The sequence below is a fragment of the Streptomyces sp. BV286 genome (assembly GCF_019090165.1).
In the GTDB taxonomy this organism is placed as follows: domain Bacteria; phylum Actinomycetota; class Actinomycetes; order Streptomycetales; family Streptomycetaceae; genus Streptomyces.
On record NZ_JAHRIB010000181.1, the window covers coordinates 53,837 to 68,761 of the forward strand.

Annotated in this window: 13 protein-coding genes; 3 read left to right on the forward strand and 10 right to left on the reverse strand. The window is 68.7% G+C overall.

The features are described 5' to 3' along the window. Positions 1–31: 31 nt before the first annotated feature. The 5 genes from KUF83_RS35315 to KUF83_RS35335 form a co-directional block, all read right to left on the reverse strand. Positions 32–637: a hypothetical protein gene (locus KUF83_RS35315; protein ID WP_217459120.1), complete on the reverse strand. Its 606-nt coding sequence runs from the start codon at positions 635–637 to the stop codon at positions 32–34. Then, positions 634–2,184 carry a HAMP domain-containing sensor histidine kinase gene (locus KUF83_RS35320; RefSeq protein ID WP_217459121.1) on the reverse strand — a complete coding sequence of 517 codons (1,551 nt, stop codon included), beginning with the start codon at positions 2,182–2,184 and terminating at the stop codon, positions 634–636. Before KUF83_RS35320 ends, KUF83_RS35315 begins: the two co-directional genes overlap by 4 nt. Continuing rightward, positions 2,181–2,864, reverse strand: coding sequence for a response regulator transcription factor (locus KUF83_RS35325; RefSeq protein WP_217459122.1), 684 nt, complete (start codon positions 2,862–2,864; stop codon positions 2,181–2,183). Before KUF83_RS35325 ends, KUF83_RS35320 begins: the two co-directional genes overlap by 4 nt. A 23-nt stretch (positions 2,865–2,887) precedes the next feature. Continuing rightward, on the reverse strand, positions 2,888–4,504 hold the full coding sequence (gene murJ / locus KUF83_RS35330; RefSeq protein ID WP_217459123.1) for a murein biosynthesis integral membrane protein MurJ: 1,617 nt from the start codon (positions 4,502–4,504) through the stop codon (positions 2,888–2,890). An 86-nt stretch (positions 4,505–4,590) separates the two neighbouring features. Further along, positions 4,591–5,787 carry a peptidoglycan bridge formation glycyltransferase FemA/FemB family protein gene (locus KUF83_RS35335; protein ID WP_217459124.1) on the reverse strand — a complete coding sequence of 399 codons (1,197 nt, stop codon included), beginning with the start codon at positions 5,785–5,787 and terminating at the stop codon, positions 4,591–4,593. A 217-nt stretch (positions 5,788–6,004) separates the two neighbouring features. Between KUF83_RS35335 and KUF83_RS35340 the strand changes: the two genes are divergently transcribed. Next, positions 6,005–7,207 (forward strand): Ig-like domain-containing protein, encoded by a 1,203-nt coding sequence (locus KUF83_RS35340; protein WP_217459125.1) that lies wholly within the window; start codon positions 6,005–6,007, stop codon positions 7,205–7,207. Between the two features lie 150 nt (positions 7,208–7,357). Then, positions 7,358–8,791: a hypothetical protein gene (locus tag KUF83_RS35345; protein ID WP_217459126.1), complete on the forward strand. Its 1,434-nt coding sequence runs from the start codon at positions 7,358–7,360 to the stop codon at positions 8,789–8,791. 81 nt (positions 8,792–8,872) lie between these two features. On the opposite strand, the gene KUF83_RS35350 is transcribed toward KUF83_RS35345, so the two are convergent. From KUF83_RS35350 to KUF83_RS35365, 4 genes are all read right to left on the reverse strand, one after another. Continuing rightward, the gene (locus KUF83_RS35350; RefSeq protein ID WP_217459127.1) at positions 8,873–9,367 is read right to left on the reverse strand and encodes a GNAT family N-acetyltransferase; all 495 of its coding nucleotides are present in this window, start codon (positions 9,365–9,367) and stop codon (positions 8,873–8,875) included. 138 nt (positions 9,368–9,505) lie between these two features. After that, on the reverse strand, positions 9,506–10,408 hold the full coding sequence (locus KUF83_RS35355) for a geranyl diphosphate 2-C-methyltransferase (RefSeq protein WP_217459128.1): 903 nt from the start codon (positions 10,406–10,408) through the stop codon (positions 9,506–9,508). A 5-nt stretch (positions 10,409–10,413) separates the two neighbouring features. Further along, complete coding sequence (locus tag KUF83_RS35360) at positions 10,414–11,736, reverse strand: family 2 encapsulin nanocompartment cargo protein terpene cyclase (RefSeq protein ID WP_217459129.1); 1,323 nt, start codon at positions 11,734–11,736, stop codon at positions 10,414–10,416. Positions 11,737–11,841: 105 nt separating this feature from the next. Beyond that, positions 11,842–13,254 (reverse strand): family 2B encapsulin nanocompartment shell protein, encoded by a 1,413-nt coding sequence (locus tag KUF83_RS35365; RefSeq protein WP_217459130.1) that lies wholly within the window; start codon positions 13,252–13,254, stop codon positions 11,842–11,844. Between the two features lie 421 nt (positions 13,255–13,675). On the opposite strand from KUF83_RS35365, the gene KUF83_RS35370 reads away from it, so the two are divergent. Then, positions 13,676–14,440, forward strand: coding sequence for an alpha/beta fold hydrolase (locus tag KUF83_RS35370; RefSeq protein WP_217459131.1), 765 nt, complete (start codon positions 13,676–13,678; stop codon positions 14,438–14,440). Positions 14,441–14,505: 65 nt separating this feature from the next. Here KUF83_RS35370 and KUF83_RS35375 read toward each other — a convergent pair whose 3' ends face one another. After that, positions 14,506–14,898 carry a cupin domain-containing protein gene (locus tag KUF83_RS35375; RefSeq protein ID WP_217459132.1) on the reverse strand — a complete coding sequence of 131 codons (393 nt, stop codon included), beginning with the start codon at positions 14,896–14,898 and terminating at the stop codon, positions 14,506–14,508. Between the last annotated feature and the right edge of the window lie 27 nt (positions 14,899–14,925).

A 14,925-nucleotide genomic window follows, 5' to 3' on the forward strand; every position in this document is an offset into this window, starting at 1 on the left:
GTGTTCCGTGCCCGGATGCCGCTCTCCGCGGTCACGTTCCCGGTACCGCAAAGGTGAGTCCGCAGGCGCCGGACTTCGATGTGCCGTCCTGTCCCGTCAGCTCCACGACGACCTGACCGTCGGCGTCCTGGCTGTAGGCGATCGTGCAGGTCAACTGGCGCAGAGCAGCGCTGTCCAGCGCCTTCAGGGCGAAGGGCAGTCGTGCCCTGACCCTGCCCGCCGAAGTGGCCTCGACCTTGACACTCGCGCCGGGGCTGACGGCCGGAAGCGACGTGCTCAGGCCGGCGGCGCGGTCCGTCTTCCCCGGGCCTGCGAGCAACGTCAGGACGACCTTCTCCGTCGGCACCGGACCCGCCGTCTCACCGGTGTTCTGGTTGCCGGCGCCCGCCTCGGTGTATCCGTCGCCGAAGCCGGCCGAGGGCTCGGTCGTCCGGATCACCGGGCTCAGCCCTCCGTCGGGGGAACGGAAGAAGAGCAGCATGTCCTGTTCGCGGTCGAGGAAGGCCTGGAAGCTGGCGGGGCCGCCCGCCGCGATGACGTCGGTCTCCTGGATACCGCAGCCGCCGAGCAGCGGTACGGCGGCCGCGACGGCGGTGGCGAGGACGGTCGCGTGTCTGCGCGACCAGGCACGCCTCATCCGTCGGCCTCCTCCGTGTGAAGCGGTATCTCGACGGTGAAGACGGCGCCGCCCTCGGGCCGGTTCCCCGCGCGGATCGTTCCTCCGTGCAGCTTCACGTTCTCCAGGGTGATCGCCAGGCCCAGGCCGCTGCCCGCCGAGCGGGTGCGGGCCGCATCGGCCTTGTAGAAGCGGTCGAAGATGTGTGGGAGCGATTCGGGACGGATGCCGGATCCGCAGTCCATGACCTCGGTGATCAGCACGGGCGGGCCCGGGGAGAGTGACGCGGTGCGCAGGCGTACGGTGACGGGCGCGCCGCCGTGCCGCAGGGCGTTGCCGACGAGGTTGGCGATCACGACGTCGAAGCGGCGCGGGTCGAGCCGGGCCCGGATGCCGCCGTGCAGTTCGACGCAAACCCGGTCGTCGGTCCAGTGCCGGTTCTGCAGGGTCTTGCGGATGGCCTCGGCGACCTCGACCTCGTCGGCGTTCAGTTCGGCCGCGCGGGCGTCGAAGCGGGAGATCTCCATCAGGTCCTCGACGAGCACCGCCAGCTTCCCGGTTTCCGCGCTGACCAGGCGGACCGCCCGGGCGGTGTCGGTGTCCAGGCTGTCCGCGTCCTCGTCGAGGACCTCGGTGACGGCGAGCATTCCGGCGAGAGGGGTGCGCAGTTCGTGCGAGACGTCGGAGGCGAAACGGCGGGCGCGTTCCTCGGCCTCGCGCAGTTCCCTTACGGACCGCTCCAGTTGTTTCGCCGACTCGTTGAAGGTGCGTGCCAGGTCGGCCAGTTCGTCGCTGCCGCGTACCGGAATCCGGGTGTCGAGTCTGCCGTTGCCCATGCTCCGGGCCGCCTGGTGCAGTTTCCGTACCGGGCGCAGCACGCTGCGTGCGGCGATCAGGCCGGGGATCAGTGCGACGGCGATGCCGGGCAGGGCGCCGTCCCGGGCGGCAATGAGGAGGGCGTCGACGTTGACCTGCTCGTCGGACATCCGCATCACGGCGTAGAGGACGAGTCCGCTGGGCAGCAGGCTGTTCGGGCTTGCCTTGAAGACCATCGGCATGGCGATGGTCAGGTAGGGCACGCCGTCCTTGACGACCCGCTCGAAGCTGCCGTGGGGGTTGGCCCGGGCGGCGCGGCGCAGTTCGGGGGTGATGACGGTGGAGACGGGGTTCTCGCCCGAGGAGGCGCGCAGCGAACCGTACTCGGCGAACACCACCCAGGGGTGCGGCTTGCCCTTGCGGGCGATGTCGCGCAGGACGTCGTCCAGGTCGGCTCCTGCCTGCATGGGCAACCCGAAGGCCGTCTGCTGTACGTGGTCGCGGAACGACGTGACCGCTGTGTCCTGAGCGGTCTTCAGGACTGCGTTGCGGGCCTCACGGTAGGTCAGTGCGGCGGTCGTGCCGGCGCTGACGGCGGCGACCAGCAGGAAGGCGAGCAACAGCCGCGTACGCAGCCCGAACGCCCTGACGCGCGTCCGCTCACCGGTGGCTCTGCCGCTCTCTCCCGTGTCACCGCCCGGTCCTTCCTGCTTGCCCCGGCGGAGCCGACCGAAGCGCGGTCCGGTGGTCACAGCGGCCCGAAGCGGTAGCCGAAGCCCCGCAGCGTCTGAACGTAGCGCGGGCTGCCGGCTTCGTCCTCGATCTTGCCGCGCAGGCGGCGGACACACGCGTCGACCAGGCGGGCGTCGGCGTGGTAGCTGTGCTCCCAGACGTGCTCCAGCAGTTGCTGCCTGCTGAACACCTGCTCGGGGGCGGCGGCGAGGTGCAGCAGGAGTTTCAGCTCGGAGGGGGCGAGGGCGAGCGGCCGACCGGCTTTGGTGATGGTCAGTCCGCCCCGGTCGATGGTGAGTTCACCGTAGACCTCGATGGCCGGGCGGCCCGGCCCGCTGTCGTCCAGGCGGCGCAGCACGGCACGGATGCGGGCCTCGATCACCTCGGGTCGGGCGGGCTTGACGATGTAGTCGTCGGCACCGGCTTCCAGGCCGATGACCACGTCGAAGTCGTCGCTGCGCGCGGTGAGCATGATGATCGGCAGCTGGCTGTGCTCGCGGACCTGCCGGCACACCTGTACGCCGTTCATTCCGGGCAGCATCAGGTCAAGCAGGAGCAGATCGGGGTGGAACTCGGCCAGCGCGGCGAGGCCGGCCTCGCCGGTCGCGGCCGCCCGTACCTCGTGGCCGCGGCGGCGCAGACCGAGTTCGACCCCTTCGCGTACGGAAGGGTCGTCCTCGATGAGGAGCACGCGGGGCATGGGCAGTTCTCCCTCTGTGGTGGTCAGGTCCGGGTCCGTCTCCGGCGGATGCCGGAGAGCAGCGCGTCGACTTCGGCGAGGCGCAGGGGACGGGCGAGCAGGGCGAAGGTGAGGACGACGGCGACCGCCCCGGCAGTTGCGCCGACCAGGGCTCCCGCCGGTGCCGCGCCCATGACCGCGAGATGGCCCAGCGCGGTGGCGGGGGCGGCGGCGAGCAGCAGCCGTGCGTGAGCGCCGACGGCCGACGCGCGCAGAGGGCGGGCGACAGCGAGCCGGCGGCTCAGCACCAGGCCGGTCATCACCCAGCCCGCGCACAGCGCGAGTGAGTACGCCGCCGCCATGCCGGTCACGGCCCAGCGGGCCGGAAGCAGGTGTGCGGCGGCCAGGGACAGGCCCGCGTTCAGGGTGACGATCACGAGGTTGAGCAGGAAGGGCGTACGGGTGTCGGAGAGCGCGTAGAAGGCGCGGGACAGGACGTACTGGCCGGACAGGGCGATCAGGCCCGGAGCGAAGGCCATCAGGATCCCGGCCATGGCCACCGTGTCGTCGGCGCTGGTCCTGCCGTACCCGAAGACGAGGGCCATCACCGGTTGAGCGAGGGCGAACAGCGCGCAGGCGGCGGGTACGACGGCGGCGGCGCAGACGCGCAGGGTGCGGGAGACCTCTCGCCGTACGGCGTCGGTGTCCCCGTCGACGGCGGCCGCGCTCATCCGGGGCATCACCGCGGTCACCAGGGAGACCGTGATGATGCCGTGCGGTACGACCCACAGCGCATAGGCGTTGTTGTACGCGCCGTATCCGGGGCCGCCGTCGAGACCCGCGGCGGTGGCCAGCCGGGTGGTGACCCAGTAGGCGGCCTGGTTGGCCAGGACCAGCAGCACCAGCCAGCCGGCCGCTCGCAGGGGGCGGGTCAGTCCGCTGTGGCGCCAGTCGAAGCGGGGCCGCCAGCGGAAGCGGGCCGCGCGCAGCGCGGGGACGAGGGCGAGTGCCTGGACGGCGATACCGGCGGTCGTGCCCCAGCCGAGCACGGCGGTCTCGGTCGCGGTGAGCGTGTCCCCGCCGCCCATGGCCAGGGCCAGGTACAGACCGAAGACGCTCATCACGACGACGTTGTTCAGGACCGGCGCCCACATCATCGCGCCGAAACGGCCCCGTGCGTTGAGTACCTGTCCGAGCAGCGTGAACAGTCCGAGGAAGAAGATCTGGGGCAGGCAGTAGCGGGCGAGGGCGGTGGTCATGGCCGCCTGCTGTCCGGTGTAGTCGGTGTACGCGTCGACGATCGCGGGGGCCGCCCACACCGCGGTCGCGGTGATCACCAACAGGGCGACGACACAGACGGTGACGAGCCGGTCGGTGTATGCGACGCCCCCGTCGTCGTGCTCTTTGGCGGCCTTGACCAGTTCCGGCACGAACACGGCGTTGAGCGCGCCGCCGAGGAGCAGCATGTAGACGATGGTGGGGAGGGCGTTGCCCACCGCGTAACCGTCGGCGGTCGGACCGATGGTGCCGAGCGCTGCCGCGACGACGGCGGAGCGGACGAAGCCGGTGGCCCGGGAGACGACGGATCCGGCGGCCATGACGGCACTGGCGCGTGCCGTGGAGCCGGCCTTCGCCGCTTCCGCGCCGTCCCCGCTACGCATGCCATCCACGCTGTCCGTGACGTCGGTGATATCCGTGCTGCTCGACATCGTCGCCGCCGGCGGCGTCCGCTTCGTCGGCGGTCGCTTCATCGGCGGTTCAGGTAGGCCTGGAAGGCGCGGTGAAGCGCGTGGTTGGCGCTGCCGCCCAATGGCCTCTCCCATTCCCCCAACGTCTCGACGACCTGTCCCCCGGTGCCGAGCTTCCACCGCAGCAATCCGTACGCACGTTCCTCAGGATCGAGAGTGGAGGGTACCCCGCGCATGTCGTAGACGTCGGCCCCATGGGCCTGGGCGTCCTGCATCATCCGCCACTGCAGGGCGTTGGAGGGCCGGACCTCGCGCCGGTGGTCGGCCGATGCCCCGGTCTGGTACCAGGCCCGGCGCCCCACCGTGATCATCGTGTGTGCGGCGAGGATCTCCCCACGGTGACGGGCGAGGTACAGCTTCATCCGCCCCGGCTCCTCGGCGTTGAGTGCCGCGTACTGACGCTCGTAGTAGGCAAGCGAGCGGCCGAGCCTGAATCCGTCGCGTCGCTCGGTGATGCCGAGCAGCCGGTAGAACTCGGGAAGTTCGACCGCGCTGCCCACCACCACCTCCACGCCCTCTTTCTGCGCCCGGCGCACGTTGCGGCGCCACTCCTGGTTGAGCCCGGTCCACAGGTCCTCGGTGGTGCGTCCGGCGAGCGGTACGCGGAAGACGTGCCGGGGCTGGGCGTCCCCGTCCCCTCCGGTCCCCTCCCCACCGCAGCGGTGCCAGCCGCGGGCCCGCAGCCGCTCGGCGACGGCGGTGCCGAGCGGGTCGACCTCACTGGCGAGGACGTCGCCGAGGCGTCGGCCCGCACCGGTGGCCGACTTGAGCAGGGCGGCGTCCCAGCGCCGGTAGGCGGGCGACGGGCCGATGCGCACAGCGAACACGCCCGCGCGGCGCAGGTGTTCCAACAGCGGAACGAGCCAGCCGTCGACGTCGGGATCGCTCCAGTCGGCGACGGGCCCCTCGGGAAGATAGGCGAAGTACTTGCGGGTGCCGGGGAACTGTCGCAGCAACACCAGGGCCACGCCTGTCAGTTCGCCCTCCTCTGGGGCCGGTCCCCAGCCGAGCAACTGGGCGCGCCAGCCCTCCTTGACGTCGGCCCAGGACGGGCACTGCAGGAAACCGGCACCAAGGGCCGTGCCGGCGGGGGAAGTCAGGAAGGCCCGGTAGGTCTCCCCGGTGATGGTTCGCAGGGCCACGCCCCGGTTCCGTGCCTGGGACACACGGCTGGGCGGCACGAGCAGCGCTGACACAGTCTGAGCCTCTCCTTCTCCCCGGACCTGTCGCGGGGACACAAACGATGCTCACAGCGGTCCGTGACCGCTCCGCGCGGCGAATGTGACCGGACGATGACCGTTCCTCACCAGTCGCCGTCACATTGCTCCACAGCGGCTGACCTGGTGTTTTCCGGCTCTAGAGTCACGGCATCGCTCACTCGCCCCGTGCTCTCGTCCTTTGCCGGAGGTCCTGTTGTCCCGCACCCGCGTTGTCGCCCATGCCCGCCTCCGGACCGCCGTCGTGGCCGCCCTGCTGGCGCCGCTCGCCGCCTGCTCGTCGAACTCCTCCCCCGGCACCTCGGACGCCAAGGGGACGCCGGGTGCCGACGATCGCCCGGTCACAGTCACCGTCACGCCCACCGGTGACCAGGTGTCGGCGGGCAAGCCCGTGCGGGTCACCGCCGCAGGCGGCAGGCTCACCGCGGTGACCGTCACCGACGGCAGGAACCGCCGGCTCGCCGGCAAGGTCGCGGCCGACGGCCGGTCATGGGTCTCCGACCGCAAAGCCGTCCCCGGCGCGACCTACGCGGTGACAGCCGCGACCCGGACCAGGGGCGGAACCGCCAGGACCACCCGGGCCGCCTTCACCACGGCTGCGGCGGACAAGGTCAACAAGGTCGACTGGCGACCGGGCACCGGCAGCACCGTCGGCGTCGCCCAGCCGATCTCCCTGGCCTTCGACCACCCGGTCAGGAACAGGGCCGAGGTCGAGAGGCAGCTCAAGGTCACCACCTCCAACGGCACCGAGGGCTCCTGGGCCTGGATACGCGACTGGTCGGGCAGGGACCGTGTGGACTGGCGGCCCCGGACCTACTGGAAGCCCGGGACCAAGGTCACGCTCAACGCCGAGCTGAACGGCACCGACTCGGGCGCGGCCGGCGGCTGGTTCGTACGCGACTACACGAGCACCTTCACCATCGGCTCCCGGCAGATCGTCAAGGTCGACCTCGACAGCCATCAGCTCACCCTCGAACGCGACGGCGAGACGGTCCGGCGCATACCTGTCTCCGGCGGGACACCCGGCGGTGACAAGCGCTCCTGGCGCGGAACCGCCGTGCTCATGGCCAAGGAGGGCACGATCAACATGAACTCCGAGACGGTGGGCCTCGCCGACGCGTACAACAAGATGGTCGACTACTCGATGCGACTGACCTGGTCCGGCATGTACGCGCACGCCGCCCCTTGGAACGCCCGCTACTTCGGCAACGCCAACCAGAGTTCCGGCTGCATAGGAATGAGCGACGCGAACGCGGCCTGGTTCTACGGGCAGGTGCGGCCGGGCGACCCCTTCGAGATGACCGGCAAGGACACCAAGGGCGTTGTCGAGCCCGGGAACGGCTTCGGAGCCTGGAACCTCTCATGGGCCGAGTGGCGCCAGAAGAGCGCGCTGCGCTGAAGGGTGGTGACGATGTCGAATCCGGCACGCTGCAGCATGCCCGCGTATCGCACAAGAGTGCAGTCGGCCACAGGTCTTGGGGCGACTTTTCCTGGATCCCCACACCCGCGAAAGGGCACGTTCTAAGCTTTCCCGGACTTTGGGGGACGTATGACTGACGTTGATGACCCTGCGCGCGGCCCGGATGCGGTGTCAGGAGCTCAGGGGGATCCGGACCAGGATGACACAGGGCCTGCCGGCACTGCTCGGCCCGGCTTGATGCGTCGCTGGTGGCGTGGCCTCGACCGGGCCCTGATGCGACTGCACCGGCGCATTCAGGCCAGCGCACGCATCATCGTGATCATCTACGGCGTCGCTCTCGGGTGCGTCGGCCTCATGGATCTGTACCGGGGCCTGGACCTCGGCGCCAAGGGAGACGGCTTCCTTCTGCTCGTCAGCTCTGTGGTGATCGCCGGAGGAGGCGGCACCGCCCGCCGGTCCTGGCTCATGCCTGTCTGGCGCCGACGGGCCAACATCGCGACGGATCTCGGCATGTTCGCGGTCAGCGCCTGGATCGTCTTCCGTATCCAGTCGAACTTCGTCGTCCAGCTCGTCCTGGTCATCATGGCCACGGTGATTCTGTCCGCGACGCTCTTGGCGCTGATCCTCGCTTACGGGGACGTTCGCGATCGTCGTCAGTTGTCGGCTGGGCGGGTGCCGTCCCAGACGGTTCCGGACGAGGCTCAGGCCAAGTCGACCGTGACGGCAGGACGTGTCGGGGCCGGGGGGACCCTGCTGGCGGCTGTGGTGGCCCTCCTTCCGTTCTGGTTCACGGCTCACTACACGCCGTCCCATGACTTTCCGGTGGTGCAGGTGGCCGGCAGCATCGAAAACGTGGAAAGACACGATGACCACGCCGAACTCACCGTGGACATCACGATCGAGAACAAGGGAAACACACCGGTCACGCTCTTGACGTCGCTGTACGAAATCACAGGCACCGATATCACGTATTCCCCAAAGGGAAAGCCTTTGGAAGATTTACCGTATGGCGACATCACGGGCCGCGTATACGGGTCGGCCGCGCGCGTGAACCCCTACAACCATTTCCCTGATCCGGTACAGATTCAGGTGGGGCCCGCAGCGGACGACTACGCCTGGTTCGGCCCCGACGAGGAGGTGAAGACGACCCTCATCGTAAAGGCACCCCTCTTCCCTTTGTACAGGATCACCGTTGATGCCGATGTCGCCCGGGCCGACCGGGTACAGGTCGAGGACCGGCCGACCTCGACCCGCGGATTCACGGCTTGTGGCGACATGGAGATTACCGAGGACCGGCGCCCGCTGATCCATAAAGGACTCTTCGACCGGCTGACGGAAAGCGACCGTGAAGCCGTCACGTATTGGGTGGTCAAAGGCCCGAAGGAATACGGCGACATTTCACCTTGGTGGGCACCGTATCCCTGGAACGGAGCATCGATTCAGCACGCCGGGCATGGCTGCGACCACCCCTTCAGACCGAGTGACAAGGACGGACTGGAGGAGACCGCCATGGTCGGTCGCGCGAGTTCGGTGGGTGAGGCCGGGCTGCCCCCGAAGCCATGACCCTTACCCAGTCATGCCCCTGAGCGCCGAAATCGTCGACCGGGACCGCCATCCCGAAGTACCACGCCCGCAGATACAGGCCTACGGCTGGAGGTCGCTCTGGTACCAGGTGCCTGACTTGCCACCGAGATCGGCCGGGGTCGCCGGGCCGACCGGGACGAACCCGGCCTTGATCAGGACTCTCTGGGACGGGGCGTTGTCGTGGGAGGTGGCCGCTCGCAGTGTGCGCAATCCGTGCCGCGCCGTCGCCATCCGGCACAGCTCCCGAACGGTCGCGGTTGCCACGCCGCGGCCGGTGACGTGCTCCGCAACCCTGTACCCGAGCCTGGCAGTGCCGTCCTCCAGGTCGTACAGGTTGAACCTGCCGACCACCGAGCCGTCCTCGGCGACGAGCGCGTAGAACACGCAGGCGCCGTCCTCCTGCTCGGCCAGCATGGCGTTGTACCCGTCGGTGAACTGTTCGAAGAACTCGTCGCCGCGGTCGGGGATCGAGGCAGCGAAATAGGTGCGGTTCGCCAGCTCGAAGGCCAGGACCGCCAGGGCATGGCCGGCATTCAGCCGCGTCAGCTCGGGCATGGCCCGACTCTACCCAGAGCGTGCACTGAGGCCACCTGAGTTTCCGCCCACGGCAGACCGTCAGTGCATCGCGCTACGGACAACAACTGGAGGAGGGCCTGTTCCCTCAGGGGACGGGCCCTCCCTGGCAGCAGAACGTCAGACTCGGTCGGCCGCGATGAGCAGGTACTGGAAGGACCCGTCCTTGTAGGAGTTGATGAACGCGTCCTCAATTCCCGTGACCAGTGAGGACGTTGCCCTCAGCTCCCAGTAGGGCAGAGTGGCAGCGGTGAGGTCGACTACGGCCTGCGGCACGAGGCGGTTGTCGGCCATGGCACGCAGGTACTCCCGGCGCGAGTGGATGTTGCACTCGAAGTGCGCGTTGATCTGGGAGACCCACTTCGAAGGCTGGCCGTACCGCGGGTTCCAGCAGCCGGTGATGGTCACATAGCGACCGCCCACCTTGAGGATGCGGGAGTGTTCCGCGAAGAGATCCTCCAAATCGACGTACATGCTCGACTCGTTGTTCCACGAGGCCGCGGCCTGCCCGGTCCTGAAGGGCATGGAGAGCATGTTGCACACGCGGGCACGCACATGGTCCTGGATGCGGAGTTCGTGCGCTCGCTGGTTCGCGAAGTCGGCCTGCTTGGCCGACAGCGTGACACCTTCGACCTTGCATCCGAAACGTTGGTGCGCCATCACCATCGACCCGCCGCGCCCACAGCCGGCGTCCACCAGGGTGTCGTCACTCCCGATGTCACCGAGGTGCCCCAGCAGGACGTCGGCCTGCGCCGACTCCAGTCGGTGGAGCTCGGCGATCAGCTTCTTCTCGCTCTCGCTGTCCCCGGCTTCGCCGAGTGCGGAGTGGTCGACCTCGCCGATGCCGTAGTGGTGGTGGTAGAGACCGTCGACATCGCCGAGACGCAGGTTCACGGGCCTGGCCTCCCCGTCCCAGTATCGGGCGATGTCTCCCTGGTAGGGAGTCGCCGGGCCCGGGATGCGCAGAGGGGCGTCGGTGGCGGTGAGTCCGGTGCTGGTCGTGCTGGTCACAGATGAGTCCATTCTTCCTACCAGAAGTCCGGCAGGCTGTAGCGATAGGTGTTGGTCTGGTGCCAGTGGTGGTTGCCGTCGACCCAAGCGGCCACGCCTCGCAGGAAGCGCTGCACACTCGGGACGGGGCAGTTGGAGGTCAGGGCTGCGGCTTCGGTCTCGAATCCGTGCATGAGCTCGTTGTGGACCTCGACCGACTTCAGATAGGCGTCCCGGTCAGAGAGGTCCTCACGTTCAGCGATCACCACGGGCAGGTTGAGGTGCCGGCCCGGAGCGTCGAGCTCCTTGGTGTACGAGTACAGGTCGTTCACGATGGTCGTCGCGTTGCCCGCGAGCGCGATGACCTTCTGCATGGCGGCCTGGGCATGCAGGTCCATCGGCAGTTCGTAGCCGCCGATGGTGTCGGTGATGGTCGGGCAGGGGCGGAAGTTGTTGAACTGGCGCATCGCCAGGTACTCCCACACCTCGGGTACGTGCTCCATCTGGGCCCAGGCGGCTTCGGCGAGATAGCCCAGGTGAAGCCGGGCCATGTCGTGCCGGTACCGGTCGGCCTGGGAGCGGCTGGCCACTTGGTCGAAGTAGTCCATCGCGGAGCAGTAGGCGCGCCGCGGCGCGTCCGCCTGGAGCGACTTCGCCCATTGCGTCTGGTACTCCTCCGTCGTGTGCACGGGGTCAAGTGCTGTGTGCGCCAGCAGAAGGCGCTCACCGAGGCCGACGGGTGAGCCACCGTGGTCCTCGCAGTAGTAGTCGTCCACCGCGTTCTCGGCCACCATCAGGCGTGTGGCGATCATCAGGTGGTCGACGGTGGGCGCGTCCGGATGGCAGCCGACCATGTAGCGGCCCACGGAGAAGCCGTCGAACTGTTCCTCCAGGTCCTCGGGATACAGGGAGACCTCGTCCATCGCCCAGGTCTTGATTCTTCGGCTGACCTCTTCGACGCGCACCGGATCGGGCTCGGCCACCTGGTGGTGGTAGAGGCCCGGGATCGCCCTGCCTGCCACAGGAGTTGCCGACGCCTTCGAAGGCGTCGGCGGCTGCTCCCGTGGGATCAGGCGCAGACCTGCCGTGCCCAGGCCGCTGGGGCCGCGCAGGATCCGTTCCATGCCGGGGATCGGTGTCGGCGCCACGGCTGTCGCCACGACGGTCGGAGTATCGGGGGGAGGCGGTGCCGGTACGGGAACCGGAGGCGGTGCGGACGGGAGTAGCGCACCCGATGGGCCGCCGGTGGCAGCCTTGATATCGCAGGCGCGGGCCGCGGCCTCAGCGAGGACACGCGCCCCGAAGTGGGCAGCGGCCTCAGGCAGGCTCGACTGCGGAGGTGTCGGCTCAGGCGCGGACATGGAGCGCTCCTTGATGGGGTGGGCGGCTGTCCTGGGACGTTCAGTCATGCGCGACGGGCTCGGCGGGTCCACGGCGTCGCACCATGCCTGAACAGGCCGGGCCGGCTACCTGGGCCAGCGGGCGATCTGCACGTTCTCCAGCACGCCGACCGCGTCCGGCACGAGGATGGCGGCCGAGTAGTAGGTGCTGACGAGGTAGGACGTGATCGCCTGCTCGTTGAGGCCCATGAACCGTACTGACAGACCCGGTTCGTACTCGTCCGGCAGGCCCGTCTGATGAAGACCGATGACGCCCTGGTTCTCCTCGCCGGTGCGCATGCAGAGGATCGAACTGGTCGCCTCCTTCGTGATGGGGATCTTGTTGCAGGGAAGGATGGGAACCCCGCGCCAGGCCGGGACCTGCTGACCACCGAGGTCGACGTGGTCCGGATAGAGCCCGCGCGCGTTGAACTCCCGCCCGATCGCAGCGATGGTTTTGGGATGCGCGAGGTAGAACTTCGACCCTCGACGGCGGCAGAGCAGATCGTCCATGTCGTCCGGTGTCGGCGGGCCGGAGTGCGTCTGGATGCGCTGCTTGAAGTCGGCGTTGTGGAGCAGGCCGAACTCCCTGTTGTTGATCAGCTCATGCTCCTGGCGCTCGCGCAACGCCTCGATGGTGAGCCTGAGTTGCTCTTTGGTCTGGTTCATCGGCCCGTTGTAGAGGTCGGCGACCCTCGTGTGGATCCGCAGAATGGTCTGCGCGACCGACAGTTCGTACTCGCGCGGGTTGAGTTCGTAGTCGACGAACGCGCCGGGCAGCTCATGCTCGCCGGTGTGCCCGGCCGACATCGCGATCTCCGCCTCGCCGCGGTGGTTCTGCCGTTGGCGGGGAAGCGACGTGAACTCTGCGATGTGGTCCCGCAGTCCCGGCGCCGTGGACACTACGGACTCGAAGTCGGCGCGCGACAGGGTGAGCAGGATGCCCGAGGTCTCAGCAGTGGCGGTGTGTTCCCACCGGGCGTCCCCGTCCAGCAGGGAGTCGTCCCCGAACCGGTCGCCATCGGCGAGCACGTCCACGGCGACCTCGTCGCCATAACCGCCGACCGAAGTCCGGCTGATGCGGCCGTGGGCGATCAGGTGGAGCTGGTCGGCGGGCGCGCCACGCGCCACCAGCGTCTCACCGGCCCGGAATTCGCGTTGCTCGCACCGATCGGCGAGGGCGGTCAGTACCTCCACGTCGTCGAAGCCGCGCAGTAAGGCCAGTTCACCGAGTTCTCGGGGGATCACCCGGACATCGGCGCCGTCCTGGACGAACTCCACGCGCCCGTCGCCGACGGTGTAGGTGAGGCGACGGTTCACCCGGTAGGCCCCGCCCTTGGTCTCCACCCAGGGGAGCATCCGCAGCAGCCAGCGGGAGGTGATCTCCTGCATCTGCGGGGCGGACTTGGTGGTGTGGGCGAGGTTGCGGGCGGCCGCCGTACCGAGACTGGATTGCCGGGGTGGCTCCAGTCGCGCTTCCGGGCTCGAGTCAAGACTCATCGGACGAGCTCTCCTTGCTCAGGGCGGTGGTGGCACGCATGCGGGCGTCTTCGGGCAAAGGAAGGAATGAGGGGTATCCGGTGGGGAATCCATCCAGATCCAGATGAACCCTAGTGACTGCCGCGCCCTGTGGACCAAGGAAAGTCGACGACATTAACTCGATACGATGATCGCGCCCGCGTGATGTTTGCCCGGGGCGGCGACGGGATTCGGCCCCGATGGGGCGGCGCGACCCCGCAAGCGGCCGGTCGTCTTCCACGGTGAGGGACCGGCGAGCCGGGAGGGCGCGGAAGCGCCGTACAGCGAGGGCGGCCTGGGTGAACTGGTGCCGTGGCCGGCATGGTTCGCCGGGCTGCTGGGCGGGGAAGTGGTGGCGCTTATCGGGAGGCGTTTCGAGTAGCCGCTGCGTAGGGTCTGCCGGATGACGCTCTCTCATGATGTGGCCGGAGACGGTCCGGTGCTCATGCTGTTGCATTCCGGGGTGTGTGACCGGCGGATGTGGGATGCCCAGTGGCAGGCCTTGATCGACGCCGGTTATCGGCTGGTGCGTTGTGATCTTCGGGGCTTTGGTGGGACTCCGGCGCCGGACGGGCCTTACTGCGACGCCGAGGATGTGCTGGCCCTGCTGAACACCCTGGGCATCGCGCAGGCGGCACTGGTGGGATCCTCGTACGGCGGGCAGGTCGCCTTGGAGATCGCCGCGCGCTGGCCGGGTCGGGTGAGCGCCCTCGGGTTGATCTGTTCCGCCCTGCCCGGTCATGAACCTTCTGCCGAACTGAGTGCGCTCGGGGAGCGCGAGGAAGCGCTGATCGAGGCGGGGGACATCGCCGGGGCGACGGAGCTGATGGTCGAAACCTGGCTCGGCCCGGACGCCGACGAGACCGCCCGCGAGGCGGTACGCCAGATGCAGCGGCATGCCTTCGAGGTGCAGCTGGCCGCCGCTGAGGAGTTCGAGCCCGTCGAGACCGAGGTTGATCTGGCGGCAGTTCAAGCACCCTGCCTGGTCCTGTCGGGCGCGCATGATCTGGGGGACTTCCGACGGATCGCTGCCCGACTGCCGCATCTGCTCGCGAACGCCGACCATGTCGAACTGCCTTGGGCAGGTCACCTTCCAAGCCTGGAGCGGCCATCGGCCGTGACCGATCTACTGACCGGCTTCCTCATGGAAAGAGTCCCTGTCGGTTGAGCCTGTTCGCGGCCCGCCCCCTCATGCGGCGTCAAGGAGGGGGCGCCCGCTCCGGGGGATGCCCTTCAGTCGAGTACGTGCCCTGTCGTCGCGTCCACATGGTCGGGGATGTCCTCGTGGCGATCACCGACCGTTGCCGTTCCCGTGGGCTCGAACATGAGGATCGCGGCGCCGGCCGGGGCGGACGGCTTGTGCTCCGTACCTCGGGGCACGGTGAAGACCGCACCTTGTGCGAGCACGACCGTGCGCTCCCCTGCGGGCTCGCGAAGGGCGATGTGCAGTTCACCGTCGAGCACCAGAAAGAACTCGTCGGTTTCGTCGTGAGCGTGCCAGACGTGCTCACCGTCGACCTTGGCAATGCGTACGTCGTAGTCATTGACGCGCGAGACGATGCGAGGGCTCCACAAGGCGTCGAAGGAGGCCAGGGCCTTGGCAAGGGATACGGGTTCGGTGCTCATGAACTCATCGTTGCGCCTGTCGCCCGG

What these genes read in the sequence shown, in the direction of transcription:
- KUF83_RS35315 (WP_217459120.1), bottom strand. Translation starts at nt 637, where the DNA reads ATGAGGCGTGCCTGGTCGCGCAGACACGCGACCGTCCTCGCCACCGCC.
- KUF83_RS35325 (WP_217459122.1), bottom strand. Translation starts at nt 2,864, where the DNA reads ATGCCCCGCGTGCTCCTCATCGAGGACGACCCTTCCGTACGCGAAGGG.
- murJ (WP_217459123.1), bottom strand. Translation starts at nt 4,504, where the DNA reads ATGCGTAGCGGGGACGGCGCGGAAGCGGCGAAGGCCGGCTCCACGGCA.
- KUF83_RS35345 (WP_217459126.1), top strand. Translation starts at nt 7,358, where the DNA reads ATGACTGACGTTGATGACCCTGCGCGCGGCCCGGATGCGGTGTCAGGA.
- KUF83_RS35350 (WP_217459127.1), bottom strand. Translation starts at nt 9,367, where the DNA reads ATGCCCGAGCTGACGCGGCTGAATGCCGGCCATGCCCTGGCGGTCCTG.
- KUF83_RS35355 (WP_217459128.1), bottom strand. Translation starts at nt 10,408, where the DNA reads ATGGACTCATCTGTGACCAGCACGACCAGCACCGGACTCACCGCCACC.
- KUF83_RS35360 (WP_217459129.1), bottom strand. Translation starts at nt 11,736, where the DNA reads ATGTCCGCGCCTGAGCCGACACCTCCGCAGTCGAGCCTGCCTGAGGCC.
- KUF83_RS35365 (WP_217459130.1), bottom strand. Translation starts at nt 13,254, where the DNA reads ATGAGTCTTGACTCGAGCCCGGAAGCGCGACTGGAGCCACCCCGGCAA.
- KUF83_RS35370 (WP_217459131.1), top strand. Translation starts at nt 13,676, where the DNA reads ATGACGCTCTCTCATGATGTGGCCGGAGACGGTCCGGTGCTCATGCTG.
- KUF83_RS35375 (WP_217459132.1), bottom strand. Translation starts at nt 14,898, where the DNA reads ATGAGCACCGAACCCGTATCCCTTGCCAAGGCCCTGGCCTCCTTCGAC.